The organism is Lysinibacillus parviboronicapiens, assembly GCF_003049575.1.
In the GTDB taxonomy this organism is placed as follows: Bacteria; Bacillota; Bacilli; order Bacillales_A; family Planococcaceae; genus Lysinibacillus; species Lysinibacillus parviboronicapiens.
In genome coordinates, this window is record NZ_PYWI01000047.1 from 1 (window position 1) to 19,384 (window position 19,384).

Annotated in this window: 18 protein-coding genes and 1 riboswitch; of the genes, 7 read left to right on the top strand and 11 right to left on the bottom strand. The window is 38.1% G+C overall.

What is annotated here, in order from left to right; all coding sequences use genetic code 11:
* Window positions 1-347: 347 nt before the first annotated feature.
* The 6 genes from C9J35_RS21700 to plsY form a co-directional block, all read right to left on the bottom strand.
* Window positions 348-1,478, bottom strand: coding sequence for a GerAB/ArcD/ProY family transporter (locus tag C9J35_RS21700; protein WP_107926862.1), 1,131 nt, complete (start codon window positions 1,476-1,478; stop codon window positions 348-350).
* Between the two features lie 33 nt (window positions 1,479-1,511).
* The gene (locus C9J35_RS21705; protein ID WP_107926864.1) at window positions 1,512-1,745 is read right to left on the bottom strand and encodes a hypothetical protein; all 234 of its coding nucleotides are present in this window, start codon (window positions 1,743-1,745) and stop codon (window positions 1,512-1,514) included.
* Window positions 1,746-1,751: 6 nt separating this feature from the next.
* Window positions 1,752-2,948, bottom strand: a complete 1,197-nt coding sequence (locus C9J35_RS21710) for a Ger(x)C family spore germination protein (RefSeq protein ID WP_107926866.1) — start codon at window positions 2,946-2,948, stop codon at window positions 1,752-1,754.
* Window positions 2,949-2,970: 22 nt separating this feature from the next.
* Window positions 2,971-4,521, bottom strand: coding sequence for a spore germination protein (locus C9J35_RS21715; protein ID WP_054768423.1), 1,551 nt, complete (start codon window positions 4,519-4,521; stop codon window positions 2,971-2,973).
* A gap of 139 nt (window positions 4,522-4,660) precedes the next feature.
* Entirely contained in the window at window positions 4,661-4,951 is a 291-nt protein-coding gene (locus tag C9J35_RS21720) for a HesB/YadR/YfhF family protein (protein ID WP_054768422.1), read from the bottom strand.
* A gap of 18 nt (window positions 4,952-4,969) precedes the next feature.
* A complete protein-coding gene (plsY, locus tag C9J35_RS21725; protein WP_107926868.1) occupies window positions 4,970-5,572 on the bottom strand; it encodes a glycerol-3-phosphate 1-O-acyltransferase PlsY in 603 nt (200 codons plus the stop codon).
* Between the two features lie 432 nt (window positions 5,573-6,004).
* On the opposite strand from plsY, the gene parE reads away from it, so the two are divergent.
* From parE to C9J35_RS21760, 7 genes are all read left to right on the top strand, one after another.
* Window positions 6,005-7,981: a DNA topoisomerase IV subunit B gene (parE, locus tag C9J35_RS21730; RefSeq protein WP_107926870.1), complete on the top strand. Its 1,977-nt coding sequence runs from the start codon at window positions 6,005-6,007 to the stop codon at window positions 7,979-7,981.
* Window positions 7,978-10,407 carry a DNA topoisomerase IV subunit A gene (gene parC, locus C9J35_RS21735; protein WP_107926872.1) on the top strand — a complete coding sequence of 810 codons (2,430 nt, stop codon included), beginning with the start codon at window positions 7,978-7,980 and terminating at the stop codon, window positions 10,405-10,407. The genes parE and parC overlap by 4 nt, the downstream gene beginning before the upstream one ends.
* Window positions 10,408-10,545: 138 nt before the next feature.
* A riboswitch (TPP riboswitch) is annotated at window positions 10,546-10,657 on the top strand.
* A gap of 247 nt (window positions 10,658-10,904) precedes the next feature.
* Window positions 10,905-11,900 carry an ABC transporter substrate-binding protein gene (locus C9J35_RS21740; RefSeq protein ID WP_107926874.1) on the top strand — a complete coding sequence of 332 codons (996 nt, stop codon included), beginning with the start codon at window positions 10,905-10,907 and terminating at the stop codon, window positions 11,898-11,900.
* Complete coding sequence (locus C9J35_RS21745; RefSeq protein WP_054768421.1) at window positions 11,901-12,194, top strand: thiamine-binding protein; 294 nt, start codon at window positions 11,901-11,903, stop codon at window positions 12,192-12,194.
* Window positions 12,191-12,964, top strand: coding sequence for an ABC transporter permease (locus C9J35_RS21750; RefSeq protein WP_107926876.1), 774 nt, complete (start codon window positions 12,191-12,193; stop codon window positions 12,962-12,964). The genes C9J35_RS21745 and C9J35_RS21750 overlap by 4 nt, the downstream gene beginning before the upstream one ends.
* The gene (locus C9J35_RS21755; RefSeq protein ID WP_107926878.1) at window positions 12,939-13,688 is read left to right on the top strand and encodes an ABC transporter ATP-binding protein; all 750 of its coding nucleotides are present in this window, start codon (window positions 12,939-12,941) and stop codon (window positions 13,686-13,688) included. The genes C9J35_RS21750 and C9J35_RS21755 overlap by 26 nt, the downstream gene beginning before the upstream one ends.
* Window positions 13,678-14,427, top strand: coding sequence for a TatD family hydrolase (locus tag C9J35_RS21760; RefSeq protein ID WP_107926880.1), 750 nt, complete (start codon window positions 13,678-13,680; stop codon window positions 14,425-14,427). Before C9J35_RS21755 ends, C9J35_RS21760 begins: the two co-directional genes overlap by 11 nt.
* Window positions 14,428-14,459: 32 nt before the next feature.
* Here C9J35_RS21760 and brfA read toward each other — a convergent pair whose 3' ends face one another.
* From brfA to C9J35_RS21785, 5 genes are all read right to left on the bottom strand, one after another.
* A complete protein-coding gene (gene brfA / locus C9J35_RS21765; protein WP_054768419.1) occupies window positions 14,460-14,639 on the bottom strand; it encodes a ribosome rescue factor BrfA in 180 nt (59 codons plus the stop codon).
* 99 nt (window positions 14,640-14,738) lie between these two features.
* A complete protein-coding gene (locus C9J35_RS21770; RefSeq protein WP_107926883.1) occupies window positions 14,739-16,283 on the bottom strand; it encodes a solute symporter family protein in 1,545 nt (514 codons plus the stop codon).
* Window positions 16,280-16,618: a DUF485 domain-containing protein gene (locus C9J35_RS21775; protein ID WP_107926885.1), complete on the bottom strand. Its 339-nt coding sequence runs from the start codon at window positions 16,616-16,618 to the stop codon at window positions 16,280-16,282. Before C9J35_RS21775 ends, C9J35_RS21770 begins: the two co-directional genes overlap by 4 nt.
* A gap of 469 nt (window positions 16,619-17,087) precedes the next feature.
* A complete protein-coding gene (locus tag C9J35_RS21780) occupies window positions 17,088-18,641 on the bottom strand; it encodes a solute symporter family protein (protein WP_107926887.1) in 1,554 nt (517 codons plus the stop codon).
* Window positions 18,642-18,977, bottom strand: coding sequence for a DUF485 domain-containing protein (locus C9J35_RS21785; protein ID WP_107926889.1), 336 nt, complete (start codon window positions 18,975-18,977; stop codon window positions 18,642-18,644). It abuts the gene before it with no gap.
* Window positions 18,978-19,384 lie beyond the last annotated feature (407 nt).

Below are 19,384 nucleotides of genomic sequence, written 5' to 3' on the forward strand. Positions count from 1 at the left end.
TCATTTTTATAATCATTATCGCTACCAGAAACGATTAAACGGCTTGAGTCCTTTAGAATTCAGGGCTCAAGCCGCTTAATACATTTTTTATTATTTCCACTGTCTACTTGACGGGGTGCAGTTCAAACTGAGCACTCGGGCTTTCTTTTCTTATGGACGTTTGAGAAGATGGTCATTTTTATTAAAACAAAACTTTCAGCTATCCTAAAAGCAGTTAACCCCAAAAAGACGCTCGATTACGGTTTATCAAAATCTACAATGTCACCGATAATCTCGAGAGCAGCGCAAAATATGTTGCAATAGAGAACTAGGGAGGGCAGATAAATTGTTGGAGACATGAAAAGCAATTATGGTGGACTTTCATTTTTCGATTGGTTGTCGGTTTCTTGTGGCTTAATTTTTCGAAATTTAGCGATAAAAAGTAATAGTAATGGCAGTAGAATGGCGATCACTGATGAAAAAAGTGGCCAGACTTCCTTATTGTAATTATTAGAATGAACAATATTGGGATGTACAATTTGTGAAAGTACAATGATAATCATTCCGAGTGGTAAAATTAACGGACGATGATCTTTTATTTTCAGAATTTGTGCAATGCCAATGACAGAGGCATAAAAGTACATAAATGTTCGAATATAAATAGAGCAAATCCACATGAATGCCATTACAATCTCAATTCTTTGTAAAAAATTCCCTATGGATATTCTTTGAGCTAGTGCGTAGCTTGGATATGCACGTTGAGATGTATTTGTTGGACCAAGGACAAGTATAGATAAAGTAACAATCGTAATCAGCACTACACCACCAATAATTGTGCCAATATAAAATCCTTTTTGAGCTGATTTATGCACATTAATAGCAGAGGGGAAAATCATTAGTAGCACAACCATTGGAAATGAAAAAATACTCATAAATGAAATGATACTAGCAACCAATGATTTGGAACTGGCTTCTAAAACCGGCTGAATATTTTCGATCTTAACCTCTGGAGAGATACAGAAAACAAATACAATAAAAATAAACATGAACAAAGGAAATAGTATTTCAGCTGAACGTGCAAAGACTTCTATCCCTAAGTATGTAGCAAATATAATAATGATACTGAATAGAAGCGCGAATGACATGGTCGGTGTCTCAGGCATTACTTCCGTTTTCATGAAAATCCCAATGAAATATAATAATTCGCCTGCTGAAAGAAAGGTAAGTATGATAAAACCAATGGCCGTAAATTTACCGATGAATTTACCTAATATTTTTTCATTAGCCTCCACAAAAGTTAAAGTAGGGGTCCTAGTGGCTACAGAAATGAAAAGTTTGACGAGTAATAAGCTTAAAATAACACCTATCGTTGCCACGATCCACGCATCTTGCTTTACGTCTTTTGAAATACTCGCTGGAATAATCAATATACCTGTACCGATTGAGTAGAGAAGGGTAATGATTGTAAATTGCCTTGCACTGATTATTTGTTTTTCCATAAACAACCACCCTCTCTTTTCAATGAGTAATATTTATTGGAACAGTCGAATGATTGACTCTCTGATGGGTTTAAAAATAAAAGCAATCCAGTCTGCTGGACTCGGTAAGGGCACATTTAAAGTAAGGGCAATATTTAAAGCTGTTCCAATTACTAATAAAATTGAAAATGCAATAATGGTTTTCGTTTCACGTTTTTTCATTAGCGGTGGGAGGACAAAATATGCAATAAGGGAAGCACAAATTAATATGCCTAGCGTTTTAAACATCGATTATTACTCCTTTTCTTTGTGTAATAATGAATTTTGCATAGTCCCTAAACCTTGTGTAGCCACACGAACGTCGACTTTGACAGCCAACTCTGGAAATATTGTTGACCAATCATCTTGAATTTCATTCCATTTTTTCGTATCTTCCCGATGAAGGACTTCACCAAATCCTAAAATGTCTAACTGATAATTTTGTTGAATCGTTTTAAGTGTTTTTTGAATGTGATCTTTGATTAATTCTGCCGTTTTGTTATTAATGTACTGAATCGTTTTGTTTTCTGTTAGATTAATATCGCATTCGACCTCACCAACATTTTGTTCTACATCAATTTGAACGTTAATTTGTGGTGTGCTATTTTTAAATTGTCCTGTAACCTTTGTTGTAGAATTTGTAATTTCCGTTGTTAATTTTCCTTGTTTTGGGCAAGCAATAATTTCAACCGTGCTATCAATTTTTCCATTTAAAAAATTAAAGCTTCTACTTTCTTCTTCTGTTAAAATTCCCACTAATTTATCCTTTTTAAATACTGCTAAACCGATATAATTCAAGATGACGGGCGTTTTAATACGTTGGACATTGGTTTGATTAATACCTAATTTTGTATCTCCCTCTATTTCAATCGCTGTTAAAACAGCACTTTTTGTATTACTGCTAAGCGTATTCACTAATTCATCTATACTAACAGATAATGTAGAGCCCCAAGCCTTTTGTGAGACTTTGATAGAATTTAGCATTTTATTTGCTGGTATTTTTTCGATGGGTGTTAGGACATTTAACACTTCTTTTGCAGTTGATTTATGGGAGACAATAACATCAAAATCGTTTCTAAACTCATGGTCACGTGCGATAAAATCTAATGTATCATTTATGCCATCAGCGGCTAATTGTTCCCCTAAAACGACTACTTGCAGATGCGCAAAATAGGCCTTTCTTGGTGTCAAGGTTGTCATTTTTCTAATCGCTTCAAAAGCAGTTTTGCCTTTGGCATGGTAGGTCACAACCGGTGATCGACCACTTGAAGGTTGTTTGGTTGAAATCTCACTAGGATCGACCACTTGAACAGATATTTCATATTCATCGTCTACTTTGTCAACCCCTAATGCAACGACAATGGCTAATTCATTTAACTCCCGTTTACTCCAGCAACCACTTAATAATAAAGTAAGCATGCATAGTAAAAATAAAGTCTTTATTTTTGGCATATTTGACTTCCTCATTTGCAGGTTAATCGGTATTTCTCTTTTTGTAAGCACTATATTTATGTCCGCGAGTAGTATTATTTTTACTTACTAAACGAGGTCGTGATAATAAAGAACTACGCGGAAACAATACCATTGCATCTTTTTGGTCTTTAAGAATTAATGGCGCAAAAGGACTCAGATATGGCACGCCGAATGAGCGTAAACTACATAGGTGAAGGATAATGATCATAATGCCAAACATTACCCCAAATAACCCAAACATTGCTGCAAAAATCATTAGTGGGAAGCGTAAGACACGAACAGTGTTAGACAAGCCATAAGCAGGGAACAAAAAACTACAAATAGCTGTTAATGCCACAATAATAACCATTACGGCAGAAACAACTCCGGCTTCAACAGCAGCCTGTCCTATAACGAGTGTGCCTACAATGGATACTGCTGGTCCAATGGTTCGAGGCATTCGAAGACCCGCTTCTCTTAATACTTCAAAGGCGATTTCCATGATGAGTGCCTCGACGACTGCAGGAAAGGGAACACCCTCTCGCTGTGAAGCAATACTAATCAACATGGGCGTAGGTAACATTTCTTGATGAAAGGTAGTAATCGCCACATAAAGGGAAGGTGCTACTAGAGCTAGACTAATACCGAAAAATCTTAACATGCGTATAAGTGAACTAATCGTCCAATGCTGGTAATAATCTTCAGCTGATTGTAAAAACGATGTAAATAACGCGGGCACAATGAGGACAAAAGGTGTGCCATCCACTAAAATTGCCACTTTTCCTTCTAGTAACTCACCGGCAATTACATCAGGACGTTCTGAGTTATAGATCAAAGGGAACATAGAAAATTTAGAATCCTGGATAAAATCCTCGATATAACCGCTCTCTAATATGCCATCAATATCGATTTTATCTAAGCGGGCGAGCACCTCATCAACAATTTTGTCATTTGCAATGCCATTGATGTACATAATAGAAACATCGGTTTGTGTCACTTCTCCAATAATCTTTGTTTTAATCCAAAGATTCGGGCTTTTAATCTTACGACGAATTAAAGCTGTATTCGTACGCAGTGTTTCAGTAAAGGATTCTCTAGGTCCTCTAATAACAGATTCGGTAGAAGGTTCTGCAACCGCTCGATCTTTTGCGCCTTTTGTACTTGCTGAGAGACCTGTGACTAACCCATCAAATAATATAATTGTTTCACCATTAAGGATGGAACTGTACAATGTTGAATAGTTTGAAATATCTCTAACATCGCAAATGGTTAAACAATTTTTCTTTAAGTATTCGTTGGCTTTTCCTAATTGAACTTCAGGTATATCTTCTAATTCCAGCATAAGCGTTTCCATGATAAAGTCAGTAATAGCAAGAGTATCGGATAGGCCATCTATAAAGATAAGTGCGATAGACTGTTTCGCTGTTTTGCCTATAGTAATTTCGCGGACAATAATGTCATCGCTATTGCCAAGTGTTGTCATTATGGCTTGAATATTATCCGAAAGAGAAGTAAATAGTGGCAGCTTTGTTGTATTTGGTCGGGAGGTGTCGTTATTCTCAAAATTAGGCATTTTTATTCCTCCTCCATCATTAAACATTGACTAATAAGAGGATGTGCAAATTTATTAACAGATAAACAACTTTGGAAATTAAAGCATCAATAAGATAGAAAAAAGTGTTTCCCTTCAATTTTTGAAAGGAAACACTTTTTTATTTTGTATATGCGTACTTTAACTCATCCATTGCGGGATCGATATCTACCTGTAAGTTGTGATCATTAAAGAACCATAAATCTTTGTCTTCGATGTAGTAGGTGATACCCTCTATTACCGATTGTACACCTATCTCTATTGGTTCCTCACGTGTCATACCGAGGGAAAAGCCTTCATGGAATGGACTTGATCCTCCATATCTTGCGTAAAAACGAATTGTATCGCCGGTTTCAACTTCCATCTCACGTTTAAACCATTGCAGCGCATTGTCTGTTAATGTGATATTCATGTTGTACCCCTTTCTTCGTTACAGCCATTTCACCTTTGGTTCAGTACCATTTTTAATACGAGAAATATTTGCACGGTGACGATAAACAATAAAGCTAAATAAAAACGCTACTAAAATACTTAACGCAACATCTCCCGTAACAAAATAATAGACGATTGCATAAATAAGTGCTACTAAAGCGGCAATCATTGAAGTTAAGCTCACAATCTTCGTTAACTTTAACGCTAAAAAGAACGTGATAAATAGTAAGATAAATAATGGCCAAGTATACCCAAGCAATACGCCTGCAGAGGTTGCAACCGCTTTTCCTCCACGGAAACTGGCAAAGACAGGGAACATATGCCCTAAAACTGCTACAATACCAAGAATCAATGAGTGAATTGATACTTCAGAAAACACAGGTAGTGTCACTAATAATACAGCTGCTGTTCCTTTTAAAACATCCATTATCGTTACGACTAAACCAGCTTTTTTTCCTAAAATGCGGAAGGTATTTGTAGCCCCTAAGTTACCGCTACCATGCTCGCGGATATCTGTTTTATAAAAAATTTTACCAATCCATAACCCCGAAGGTATAGAGCCGATTAGATAGGCACATAAAATAATAAGTCCATTTAGCATAGGTGGACTCCTTTCATCCTTAATACATCACTTGGTACTAATAGTATGTAATAAGTATTTTACACTTTTTCTCACTATTCTACAATGTCATGAAGGAGATTTCATCACGAGCCTTGAATTCAATAACAAAAGGAAAATATTTCTTGATAATCGTAAGTTGTATATCATCGGCTTGAGGTATAATAAGATAAGTTATTTTGTCACAATCTATATAAATTAACTTTTGTTCTTTTTAAAATATAGGTAAAATGGCAATTTTGTCAATCACACATTCCTTTGGTAGAATAGAAGTCTATCTTTAATTTCCAAGCGAGGCTTAAATATAAAAAATAAATTTATTTGTGCCTGTTACTAGCTATTGACAGGAAATGCTATTATTATTAGGAAGAGAACGTAATCAGAACATGCGTTTGTTTTTTGGAGGGGAATCTTTTGGCGAATAAACAGTCACCTAGCGTCTATAATGATGACGCCATTCAAGTATTAGAAGGATTAGAAGCGGTACGAAAACGACCCGGCATGTATATCGGTTCTACAGACGGCCGAGGACTTCATCACCTAGTTTATGAAATCGTGGATAATGCGGTGGATGAAGCACTCGCTGGCTTTGGTTCTCATATCATTGTCACAATTCACAAAGATCAAAGCTTAAGTGTTCGAGATTTTGGACGTGGAATGCCAACAGGTATGCATAAAATGGGAAAACCTACTCCAGAAATAATTTTTACCGTGCTTCATGCAGGTGGTAAATTTGGACAAGGCGGCTATAAAACGAGTGGTGGTTTACATGGTGTAGGTTCATCTGTTGTAAATGCCTTGTCAACTTTTTTAGAAGTAACGATTCATCGAGATGGCAAAAAATATCAACAACGTTTTGAAAACGGTGGCCATCCCGTGACAACGCTTGTAGAAATTGGTCAAACAAAACAAACAGGCACAAACGTACATTTCCTACCAGATGACACAATTTTCTCAGTCACAAAATTCAACTATGATACACTTGCAGAACGTTTACGTGAGTCTGCGTTTTTATTAAAAGGCTTAAAAATTGAATTAATCGATGAACGCGAGGAAGGTAAAAGTGATGTTTTCTACTATGAGAACGGCATTGAAGCTTTCGTTGCGTATTTGAATGAGGAAAAAGATGTACTCCATCCCGTGAAGTATGTAGAAGGTATCCAAGATGATATTGAAGTAGAGTTTGCCTTCCAATACAATGACGGCTATTCAGAAACGATCTTGTCGTTCGTGAACAACGTCCGTACACGTGATGGCGGAACACATGAAACCGGTGCTAAAGCTGCATTGACACGCGTTTTTAACGAATATGCACGAAAAATAGGCTTACTGAAAGATAAGGATAAAAACCTTGAAGGAACCGATATTCGTGAAGGATTAGCGGCGATTGTCTCCGTTCGTATTCCTGAACATTTACTGCAATTTGAAGGGCAAACAAAAGGCAAGCTTGGTACAAGTGAAGCTCGTTCAGCCGTTGATTCTGTAGTTTCTGAGCAGATTTTATATGTTCTTGAAGAAAATGCAGAGCTCTCTGCTTCTCTGGTCCGTAAAGCCATTCGTGCTCAGCAAGTGCGTGAAGCGGCGCGTAAAGCACGAGAAGATGCGCGTAACGGCAAGAAAAATAAAAAAGCTAGTACCATTCTGTCAGGTAAGCTAACGCCAGCTCAGTCTCGAAATGCTGCTAAAAACGAATTGTATCTAGTCGAAGGTGATTCTGCTGGCGGTTCGGCTAAACAAGGTCGAGATCGTACGTTCCAAGCGATTTTACCATTACGAGGTAAAGTCATTAACACGGAAAAGGCCAAGCTCCAAGACATTATGAAAAATGAAGAAATTTCAACAATCATTCATGCGATTGGCGCTGGTGTTGGCACAGATTTCTCCGTTGAGGATTCAGCCTACGATAAAGTGGTTATTATGACCGATGCCGATACAGATGGTGCGCATATACAAGTATTGCTATTAACGTTCTTCTATCGTTATATGCGACCACTAATCGAAGCAGGGAAAGTTTTCATCGCACTGCCACCTCTTTATAAAGTATCCAAGGGTACAGGTAAAAAAGAGGTGATTGCATATGCATGGACTGAAAATGACTTGCAAAATGCCATCAAAAAAGTAGGGAAAGGCTATATTCTTCAACGGTACAAAGGACTTGGAGAGATGAATGCCGACCAACTGTGGGATACAACAATGAACCCAGAAACACGTACATTAATTCGTGTGACGATCGAAGATGGAGCACGGGCTGAGCGACGTGTGACAACATTAATGGGCGACAAGGTAGAACCACGTCGTAAATGGATCGAAGCAAATGTAAACTTCGGTATGGAGGATGATTCGAATATATTAGACAATGAATTCATCCAACAAGAGGAGGACCAAGCATGAGTAGTACGGAAAAGTTTCAAGATTTACCATTAGAAGAAGTAATGGGTGACCGCTTTGGTCGCTATAGTAAATATATTATTCAAGACCGCGCGTTGCCTGATGCACGTGACGGTCTAAAACCTGTACAAAGACGTATTCTATTCGCTATGTATACAGAAGGGAATACACATGAGAAACCATTCCGTAAGTCGGCTAAAACAGTCGGTAACGTTATCGGTAACTACCACCCACATGGTGATAGCTCTGTCTATGAAGCAATGGTTCGAATGAGTCAGGATTGGAAAGCGCGTCATATGTTGATTGAAATGCACGGTAATAACGGTTCGGTTGATGGAGATCCACCTGCAGCGATGCGTTATACAGAAGCAAGACTTTCTGCCATTGCGGCCGAGATGCTACGGGATATTGGCAGAAAAACTGTAGAATTTGTGCCAAACTTTGATGACCAGGATATGGAGCCTACTGTGTTACCTGCACGCTTTCCAAATTTGCTTGTCAATGGCTCGACAGGGATTTCTGCTGGTTATGCTACTGATATTCCACCGCACGCGCTTAACGAGGTCTTAGATGGCGTTTTAATGCGTTTAGATAACCCGAAATCAACAGTCGATGAACTCATGACAGTCATCAAGGGGCCAGATTTCCCAACTGGGGGCATCATACAAGGTGTAGATGGTATTAAAAAAGCGTATGAAACCGGGCGTGGTAAAATTATCGTACGTGCTCAGGCTGTCATTGAACCACTAAAAGGGGGCAAGGAGCAAATCGTTATTACCGAATTGCCCTATGATGTCAATAAAGCGAATCTTGTGAAGAAAATTGATGAACAACGTGTCGATAAACGACTTGAAGGCATTGCAGAAATCCGTGACGAATCTGATCGTACAGGCTTACGCGTTGTCATCGAATTAAAAAAAGATATACCAGGACAAGGTATTTTACATTACTTATTTAAAACAACGGATTTGCAAGTAGCTTATAATTTTAATATGATTGCCATTCATAATCGACGTCCGACGATGATGACATTGCCCTTGCTGCTTGATGCATACATAGCGCATCAAAAAGAAGTTGTCACAAATCGCTCTATTTATGATTTACAAAAAGCGAAAGAGCGTTCTCACATTGTGGAAGGGCTTATTAAAGCGCTATCCATTTTAGATGAAGTGATAGCGACCATTCGCTCATCCAATGATAAGCGTGACGCTAAAACGAATTTACAAGTAAAGTTTGACTTTACAGAAGTGCAATCTGAGGCGATAGTAAGTTTACAATTATACCGTTTAACGAATACAGATATCACAGAACTTCGCCATGAACAAGATGAACTAAATGCACTAATTGCAAAGCTTGAAGGTATTCTTAATAGTGAAGCAAAACTAGTGCGTGTCATAAAACAAGAGTTACTCGATATTAAAAAGCGCTTTACTGAACCACGTCGTTCAAAAATCGAACGTGAAATTGAAGAAATTAAAATAACATTAGATGTACTTGTCCCAAGTGAAGAAGTAGTTGTAACAGTAACGAAGGATGGCTATATTAAGCGTACATCTACACGTTCTCATGCTGCCTCCAATGGTCAAGATTTCGCCATGAAGGATTCCGATTATTTATTGTATGAGGAAAATTTAAATACGCAGCACCATGTGTTACTTTTCACAAATCGAGGCAATTATATTTATCAACCCGTGCATGAATTACCGGATATTCGATGGAAGGACCTTGGCCAGCATATTTCAAGTATAGTGCCAACCAATGAGGATGAATCCATTATTGCGGTATATGGCTTCGAAACATTTGAACAGCCAAATACCTATATTTTAACGGCGACCAAAGATGGACAAATTAAGCGCTCACCGCTAAGTGATTATGCGGTAACTCGTTATTCTAAGCCTATTAAAACGATGAATGTCAAATCCGGCGATGAAATGATTTTTGCGGATCTTGTGACAGACGAGGCAGAATTATTATTAATCACAGATACGGCCTATGCGATTCGCTTCCCAATTGAAGAATTGCCTGTAACGGGGGTGAAAACAGGAGGGGTGAAAGGCATAACGCTGAAAGAGGGCGAAGCTTTAGTAGGTGTAACGATATTAAAGCCAAGTGACACGGAATATGTTGTGATTGTGACACAGCGTGGGGCAGTGAAGAAAATGAATGTCGCTGAGGTAGATATAGCCAGCCGTGCAAAACGAGGGCTAAAAGTATTAACCGAGTTAAAAGCAAATCCTCACCGTATCGTCTCTGTTACTCGAGCTACGGATGAAGAGCAAATTGTAGTGGAAACTGAAAAGGGTGTGCAAGAAGTGATTGATGTGAAAGGGCTAACACGCTCAGATCGTCATTCGAATGGCTCCTTTAAAGTTGATATAGCTACTGACGGTGCAATTGCCCATGTTTTAAAGGCAAAAAATGAAAAATAGCTAAACAATCAAGCCTATGTTCTTTTTCGAGAACTGGGCTTTTTTTGATTTATTAATTATCAATAAAATCTCTATGTAATTAGAGCCTTGTCATTTGCTTAGAGATATGGGTATAATAGTCCTCGAAAAGTTCATATGTTAAGAATGTAGGGGGGCTGGTAGTTGCCAGCTGAGATTGTGTCCGTTCAGACGCTGACCCTTTGAACCTGATTTGGCTCGTACCAGCGTAGGGAACATCTACTCAAAAATATAGTACTATTATTTTTTGATACCGATTTCAAACGTCTGGGATGACTCCTGGGCGTTTTTTTATGTCTTGGAGTTATCCTGCAACATGCTCGAGTCGCATTAACACGCTTGAAAATGCAGATACACATCTTACTTTCATTTCGAAATTGTCAGCGCCTTTTACATAAAAGGGACGAGTACGTTTTTCAAATGGTGATGACAGCATTCAAACATGAACACTTTCACACTACTTACTGGGAGGATTCAGCATGAAGAAATGGTTATTGATCCTTGTTGCAGCACTATTAACATTAGTCGGCTGTAACGCTCAAGAGGACAAACAAGAATCGAATTCATTAAAAAAAGTATCAGTCGTACTTGACTGGTCACCTAATACAAATCACACAGGACTTTATGTGGCTAAAAAGCTTGGTTACTTTGAAAAACAGGGCTTAGACGTAGATATTCTATTACCTGGCGATGCAGGAGCCGATCAGCTTGTTGCATCTGGCAAGGCTGAGTTTGGCGTAAGCTACCAAGAGTCGATTACACAAGCACGAGTGCAGGATGTACCATTAGTATCGATTGCAGCCGTTATTCAACATAATACGTCAGGTTTTGCGTCACTTGCTGCGAATGGTATTACATCACCAAAAGATTTTGAAGGAAAAACGTATGGCGGTTGGGGGGCTCCTCTTGAACAGGCAGTATTGCAATCATTAATGCAAACAGAGAATGCAGATGTCAATAAATTAGATATGGTCAATGCCGGTGATTTAGATTTCTTTACCATGATGCAGAAAGACATTGATGTTGCTTGGATATACTATGCTTGGACAGGGATAGAAGCGGAACTGCGTGGTGAAAAGCTCAACATGCTGTACTTAACAGACTATAGTGAACAGCTTGATTATTATACACCAGTACTTGCAACAAACGAAAAAATGATTGCGGAGAACCCGGATACGGTAAAGGCATTTGTTGCGGCCGCAGCAAAGGGCTATAAATATGCCATCAATCAACCGAAAGAAGCAGCTGATATTCTACTAGAAGCGGCACCAGATTTAGATAAAGAGCTTGTACGTAAAAGTCAGGAATGGCTAGCAGACAAGTATCAAGATGATGCCGCACAATGGGGTGAGCAAAAATTAGCCGTATGGAGAAACTATGCTGATTGGATGACAAGTAATAATGTTTTAGAAGGTGAATTCAACCCAGCAAAGGCATTTACAAACGATTTTTTACCAACTAAGGAGGCAAAGTAAATGGCAAATTCATTAATCAGTGTACAAATCATACCGAAAACTGAAAAATATGAGGACGTTATTCCTTTTGTTGACGCGGCGATCGCTGTTATCGATGCTTCAGGAGTAAAATATGAGGTACATCCATTGGAAACGACAATGGAAGGTGAACTCTCTACTTTGCTTCAAATCCTAGAAGAAATGAATAGCAAGATGATTGAGCTTGGGGCAATAAACGTTATTACACAGGTGAAAATTTTATATCAGCCAACAGGTATTACGATGGGGACGTTGACGGAGAAATATCGTCCATGATTCAGGCAATAAAAAAAGGGAGGACGATTATTTTTATCGTCTTCCTCTTATTCATATGGGAACTAATTGTTCAATTTGCACAAATTCCACAGTGGCTGTTACCTGCACCGAGCGCCATTATAATAGAAGCAGTTCAATCCTATAAAGCATTTTTACCACATGTCTTTGCTAGTGTACAGTTGGCACTTTTAGGTCTTGCCATTGGGATAATCTTTGGGTTAAGTGTTGCTGTATTGTTACATCGTTCGGCTATGATTCGGGAATTATTTTATCCCATTCTGATTGTGTCACAAAATGTACCAGTGCTTGTACTGGCGCCACTATTAATTATCTGGTTTGGCTTTGGTTTGTTGCCGAAACTCATTATTATTTGTCTGGTTTGCTTTTTCCCAATTGTTATTGCGGCTATGGACGGATTTCGCCAAACCTCACCTGAGCTAAAACATTATTTTGAGATGATTGGTGCAACCAAGGCACAAACATTTTGGAAACTTGAATGGCCCTATGCCTATCCAGCTATTTTCTCAGGCATAAAGATTGCGGCTACGTATAGTGTTATGGGCGCTGTTATTGCAGAGTGGCTTGGTGCTAAAAAGGGCATCGGTGTCTATATGACACTTGCACAATCTTCTTTTCGTACGGACCGTGTATTCATGGCCATTTTTGCCATCGTTTTATTAAGCTTATTGTTATTTAGTGGCATTCGTGTGCTCGAAAAGCTCGTTGTGAAAGGGAGGGGACTACATGCTGAACATTCAAGGCATTCATAAATCATTTGGCTCACTGCAAGTCATTAACAACTTATCCTTTGAAGTAAAGGAAGGTGAATTTGTTGCGATTATCGGCCCGTCTGGTAGTGGAAAAAGTACCCTCTTTCAATTAATTGGAGGTATTTCCACCTTAGATGGGGGGGCTATTTTGTTAGACGAAGAAGATATACAGCTAAAAAGAGGAACCATCGGCTATATGCCTCAGCAGCCCTGTTTACTCCCTTGGCGAACGATTTTAGAGAATGTCACGATTGTAGAGGAACTACAGCAGCAACCACATATCGAACAAGCACAGGCATGGCTAGAAAAGGTAGGACTCGCACAGTTTGAAAATGCTTATCCCAATGCACTATCTGGAGGCATGCAGCAGCGTGTATCATTTATTCGAGCAATCGTTAGTGATAAACCTATTTTATGCTTAGATGAACCGTTCTCAGCGCTTGATGAGTTTACAAGACTAGAAATGCAAGCATGGCTGTTATCTATTTGGGAACAACACCGAAAATCGATTTTGTTTGTCACACATAATATCGAAGAAGCTCTTTTTTTAGCAGATCGTATACTCGTGTTAACAAAGCGTCCTGCTACTATCAAGGAGGAAATGATCGTGCCGTTTGAGAGACCTCGTTCAGAGGGAATTCGACATAGTGCAAAATTTTATGCGTTAAAACAACAGTTATTTAACTATTTAAAAGAAGAAAAGGACGATGCTTATGTTGATTGATGCGCATATTCATTTAGATCAGTATGAGGAACATGAAATTGGGTTCTTACTGGCACAGGTTAAGCATGTAATGGCTGTTAGTACAGACTTAGCCTCTTGTCAAAAAACATTAAGCTTGTCGCGTGCCTATCCTAATGTTAAAGCTGCTTATGGCTTTCATCCAGAACAAGCTTTACTGAGTGCTGAAGAAGAAGAGGCGCTTTTCACTTGGATTCGTCTTCATGCAGAAGAGATGATAGCTGTCGGTGAAGTAGGACTTCCTTATTACTTAAAGCAAGAAAATGACGTCGATTATACACCTTATATTTCGTTATTAGAACGATTTATCGTACTAGCGAAAGAACTTAAAAAGCCAATTGTGTTACATGCCGTTTATGAAGATGCCTCAATTGCTTGTGATCTCCTTGAGAAGCATGGCGTAACCCATGCACACTTCCACTGGTTTAAAGGCAATGACGAGGTCATTCAACGTATGATACATAACGGTTATGTTATTTCCATTACACCAGATTGTACGTATGAAACGGAAATTCAACAATTGGTTAAAAAGTACCCACTTGAGCTCATAATGGTGGAAACAGATGGACCATGGCCATTCGAAGGTCCTTTTACAAATAAACGGACATCCCCGCAAATGATGCACAAATCGATAGAGGTCATTGCGACATTAAAGGGTTTATCCGTTCAAGAAGTGGCTTATAGGCTTACTCAAAATACGACAGCCTTTTATAATCTATAAAAAACACAAAAAAGCAACAGCGTATAGAGCGACTACTCGTCTACATGCTGTTGCTTTTTATACTTTGTAAAATTACGGTCGATGGATTCCCGTTTCGTTTTTGTTACACGTTCATGTGTACTGAACGTGGCAGACTGACGATTTTTCTCGACATCCTTACCTTTCGTACGTTTAATATGCATTCGTTTCTTTTTAGCGCCAGATTGTGTCATTAGTAACTACCTCCAACTGTCTTTACCATAATAGTACCCAATAGGGGAGAAAAAGTAAAACCTCGTAAGCTAAAAGCCTACGAGGTTATTGTCATACTATTAGTGTGATACGTCTTGTACAGAAATACCTGTATTCGCTTTCACATCAACTTCACGGTATTTCGCATCGTCAGATTCTTTAGAAAGTAATGTTCCAATTAATCCACCTAAGAACCCAAGAGGTACAGAGATTAATGCTGGATTTGTTAACATAATTAACGGTTCACCAACAAAAATCGCTTTACCTTCCACCGGATTCCATACGTTAGGAGATACTGCTACTAGGATTAAAGCTGAAATTAAACCTGTCAACATTGCCGTAACAGCACCAGCAGTGTTGAATTTCTTCCAGTAAATTGTGTAAATAATAACCGGTAAGTTTGCAGAACCCGCAATACAGAATGCTAGTGATACTAAGAATGCAACGTTTAATGTTTGTGCTCCAAGTGCAAGTAAGATAGAAATAACAGAGATAGTGATTGAACCAATACGAGCCGCAAGTACTTGCTCTTTCTCTGTAATTTTCCCTTTTTTAATAATTTGACCATAGATATCATGTGATAGGGCAGAGGCACCTGACAGTACCAGACCCGCTACTACCGCTAAAATTGTAGCAAATGCTACCGCACAAACGAATGAGAATAGGATGTCGCCACCAAGTGCTTCTGCAAGAAGTGGAGCAGCCATGTTACCTGCAGCGTTTGCTGCGATAATTTCTTCTTTACCTACGAATGCAGCTGCACCGAAGCCTAAGAAGATTGTTAAAACGTAGAACAGACCTACAATCCAAGTAGCCCAAATTACTGATGAACGAGCTGTTTTTGCATCTTTTACAGTGAAGAAACGCATTAAGATATGTGGAAGACCCGCAGTACCTAATACTAAGGCAATTAACATTGAGATTGTGTCAATTCCGTTTGTATATTTTAGACCCGGATTTAAGTATGCTGCACCACTTTCAGTTGCAGTTGTCATTTCAGTAAACATTGTCGAAATACTGAAACCAAACTCTTTTAATACTAAGAATGAAATAATAACTGTACCTAACATTAGAAGACACGCTTTAATAATTTGTACCCAAGAAGTGGCAGTCATACCGCCGAATAAAACGTAAGTAGTCATCATTATACCTACGATTAAAACGGCAATCCAATAGTCGATTCCTAGAAGTAATTGAATAAGTGCGCCTGCACCAACTAGCTGTGCAATCATGTAGAATAAAACAATTGTAATTGTACTTAATGCTGCTGTACCACGAACCTTTGCGTTGTCGAAACGTGCAGTGATCATGTCAGCTAAAGTAAATTTACCAAGGTTACGTAATGGCTCAGCGACAATATAAAGTACCACTAAGTAAGCTACTAAATAACCGATAGAGAAGAAGAATCCATCAAATCCAAATAATGCAACGGCACCAGCTATACCAAGGAATGAAGCTGCTGATAAGTAGTCACCAGCGATAGCTAGTCCATTTTGCCAGCCTGTTAAACCACCGCCTGCAGTGTAGAAATCACTTGCAGATGAAGTACGTTTAGATGCCCACCATGTAATTACTAATGTAAGACCAACAATTGCTACGAAGAAAAATATTGCTGTAAAGCTCATAGGCGGCCACCTCCGTTTTCATATTCAGCGATAATTGCTTTTGCTTCCCTGTCATAACTATTTGCTTTCGCAACATATAAGTGACATAAGCTCCAAGTCATAATGAATAATCCTGCTGCGTAAACCCACACCCAAGTAATTTCCCCAAATGCCTTCTGGTGTAAGATTGTTGTGTACGAAGTAAGAATTGGCAGCAACATGTAAGCCGCTAAGAAGAATACAGTCATTGACCAAAGAAATGCATTCTTTTTTCTTACAAGTGCTCTAAACGATTCTTGATTTGCAATCGCATCATAGTCGATAACGACGCTTTTGCTTGCTTGATTGTTCGCCATAAACATTCCCCATTTTGTGTTTATTTTTACTGCTTCAACGCTTGATTTTGCTACTTTAGTGAATTCACATCTTCATTTTATGAGACAGTTCACAAAATTGCAATACATTTCAGAAAAATTATGCAAAAAAAATTTTTGAAAAAATAGACTTTAAACAGAAAAAACCCGACAAAGCCTAGAAAATAAAGGGTTTTGGAATATTCAGATAAATAGACAAAACTTAGATATTACTAGCTTCTTGACAAAAATCAGCGCTTCAAAACCGAGAAAAAAACCGTTTTTTTTAGAGAAAATAAACACTATTCAACTAGTGAAAAATGGGTTTTTTCTGATATTTGGAAAAGAAATAGTATTGTTCGATAAGTAAAATACTTAATTTTTTATAATAATAAACAGAAAAAAACCCGACCGAAGTCGAGTTTTTTAGGTGAAAATCCCACTCAAAAATAGCTGATTGAAGGGCAACAAATTAATGAGAAATATCCGAAACTGAAACACCTGTATTTGCTTTTACGCGAATTTCTTTGTAGATACGTTCTGCTTCTTCTTGCGATACTTTATTAGTAGAAAGAACAGAGCCTAAATAACCTGCAATAAAGCCAAGAGGAATGGTAATAATGGCTGGAACCGCTAGTGGCACAAGTGGGTTACCAACAAATATTGCAGCGCCTTCTACAGGGCTCCATACGTTTGGACCCATTGCTCCTAATATTAAGCATGATACTAATCCCGTTACCATTGCCGTCACAGCGCCTGTAGAGTTGAATTTTTTCCAATAAATTGTGTACAAAATAACTGGAAGGTTGGCAGATGCACCAATACAGAATGCAAAAGATACTAAAAATGATACATTTAAGCTTTGTGCGAATAACGCAAGAATAATAGAAACAATGGCAATAGAAATAGAGCCAGTACGAGCTGCTAAAACTTGTTGTTTCTCTGTTAATTTACCGTCTTTCATGATTTCACCATAAATATCATGTGAAATAGCAGATGCACCTGTTAAAACTAAACCAGATACTACCGCTAAAATCGTTGCAAATGCTACCGCACAGATGAATGACATTAATACGTCACCACCAAGGAATTCAGCAAGAAGTGGTGCAGCTGTGTTACCAGCTTTACTTTCAGCAATAATATTATCAAGACCTACAAAATGCATTGCGCCGAAGCCTAGGAAAATAGTTAATGAGAAGAATATAGCTGTAATCCAAGTTGTCCAAGAAATAGACGCACGCGCTGTTTTTGCATCTTTTACAGTGAAGAAGCGCATTAAAATATGTGGCAAACCAGATGTACCTAATACAAGGGCCATCATCATAGAAACAGAGTCAATTGAACTTGTGTATTTTAAACCTGGCACAAGGAATTGATCACCGTGATCGGCAGAGATTGTATCGAACATCTTTACTAGAGAGAAATCAAATTTCATAAGTACAAGAGTAGCTAATAAGCCTGTACCAAATAATAGAAGTCCTGCTTTAATAATTTGTACCCAAGATGTAGCAGTCATACCACCAAATAATACATAGGTTGTCATCATGACACCCACAATTAACACCGCAACCCAGTACTCAATACCAAATAATAATTTGATTAAAGCACCCGCACCAACTAATTGTGCAATCATATAAAGAATAACGATAATAATCGTACCTGTCGCAGCAACACCACGCACTCGTTTTTCATTGAAACGAGCTGTTAACATATCCGCTAAAGTATAGCGACCTAAGTTACGCATAGGTTCAGCAATTACATATAGTAGAACTAAGTTTGCTACCACATAACCAACAGAGAAGAAGAAACCATCAAAACCCGTTAGCGCAATGGCACCAGAAACACCTAGAAAAGCAGCAGCAGATAAATAATCACCAGCAATGGCAAATCCATTTTGCCATCCCTTCAGACCCCCACCAGCTGTATAGAAGTCACTGGCAGAAGAGGTACGCTTCGCAGCGATATACGTAACTACTAATGTTAAGCCTACGATGCCTAAGAAGAAACCAACTGATACTAAATTCATTTATTTTCCACCTTTCGCGTGATATTCTGCTAAAACTGCTGCTGCAGCTTTATCGAATGAAGATGCTTTTTTTACATATACTGTACAAAGAACAATTGTCATGATGAATAATCCTGCTGAGTAAACCCAAACCCCCGTAATACTACCAACAACTCGTTGTTGTAGTACAGGTTGGAAAGCAAGGATTGGCAGTAAGATATAAAGAAATAAAAACCCTGCAGTGATAGAGAAAAGGAAGGTATTTTTCTTTTTTACGAATTTGTTGAACGATTCCATAGCTTCAATTGCATTATAGTCAACTGATTGTACGTTTTTGTTCTCAGTAATATTAGCCATTATTATTCCCCCTAAAGTTATATATTTCTGTTTTAAACGACATATTTCTTTTTGTTTCGTCGTTATATTCACTTATTTTATGAGGAAGATTCCTATAATGCAATACTAAATTTTAAGTTTTTCTAATTTTTAGTCAAATTAAAAAAGTGGAAATAACGTAGAAATAATAAGGATTTAATAGAAATAATCCGTACAAAAGAGAAAGGGATTAACTATTGAAATAGTATTCCAAAAATAGCTTAGTGATAATAATTTTGAATGTAGGAGAAAATTTGAACACGAAAGAGAATTTTAAGTATTTCGTTATTTCGCTATCAAATTATAGAAAGGGAAGATAAGAAAAGAATAACTTGTTATATAACAATTTTATGATGTTTGGGAAATAACCCTGTCTCTTATACACATCT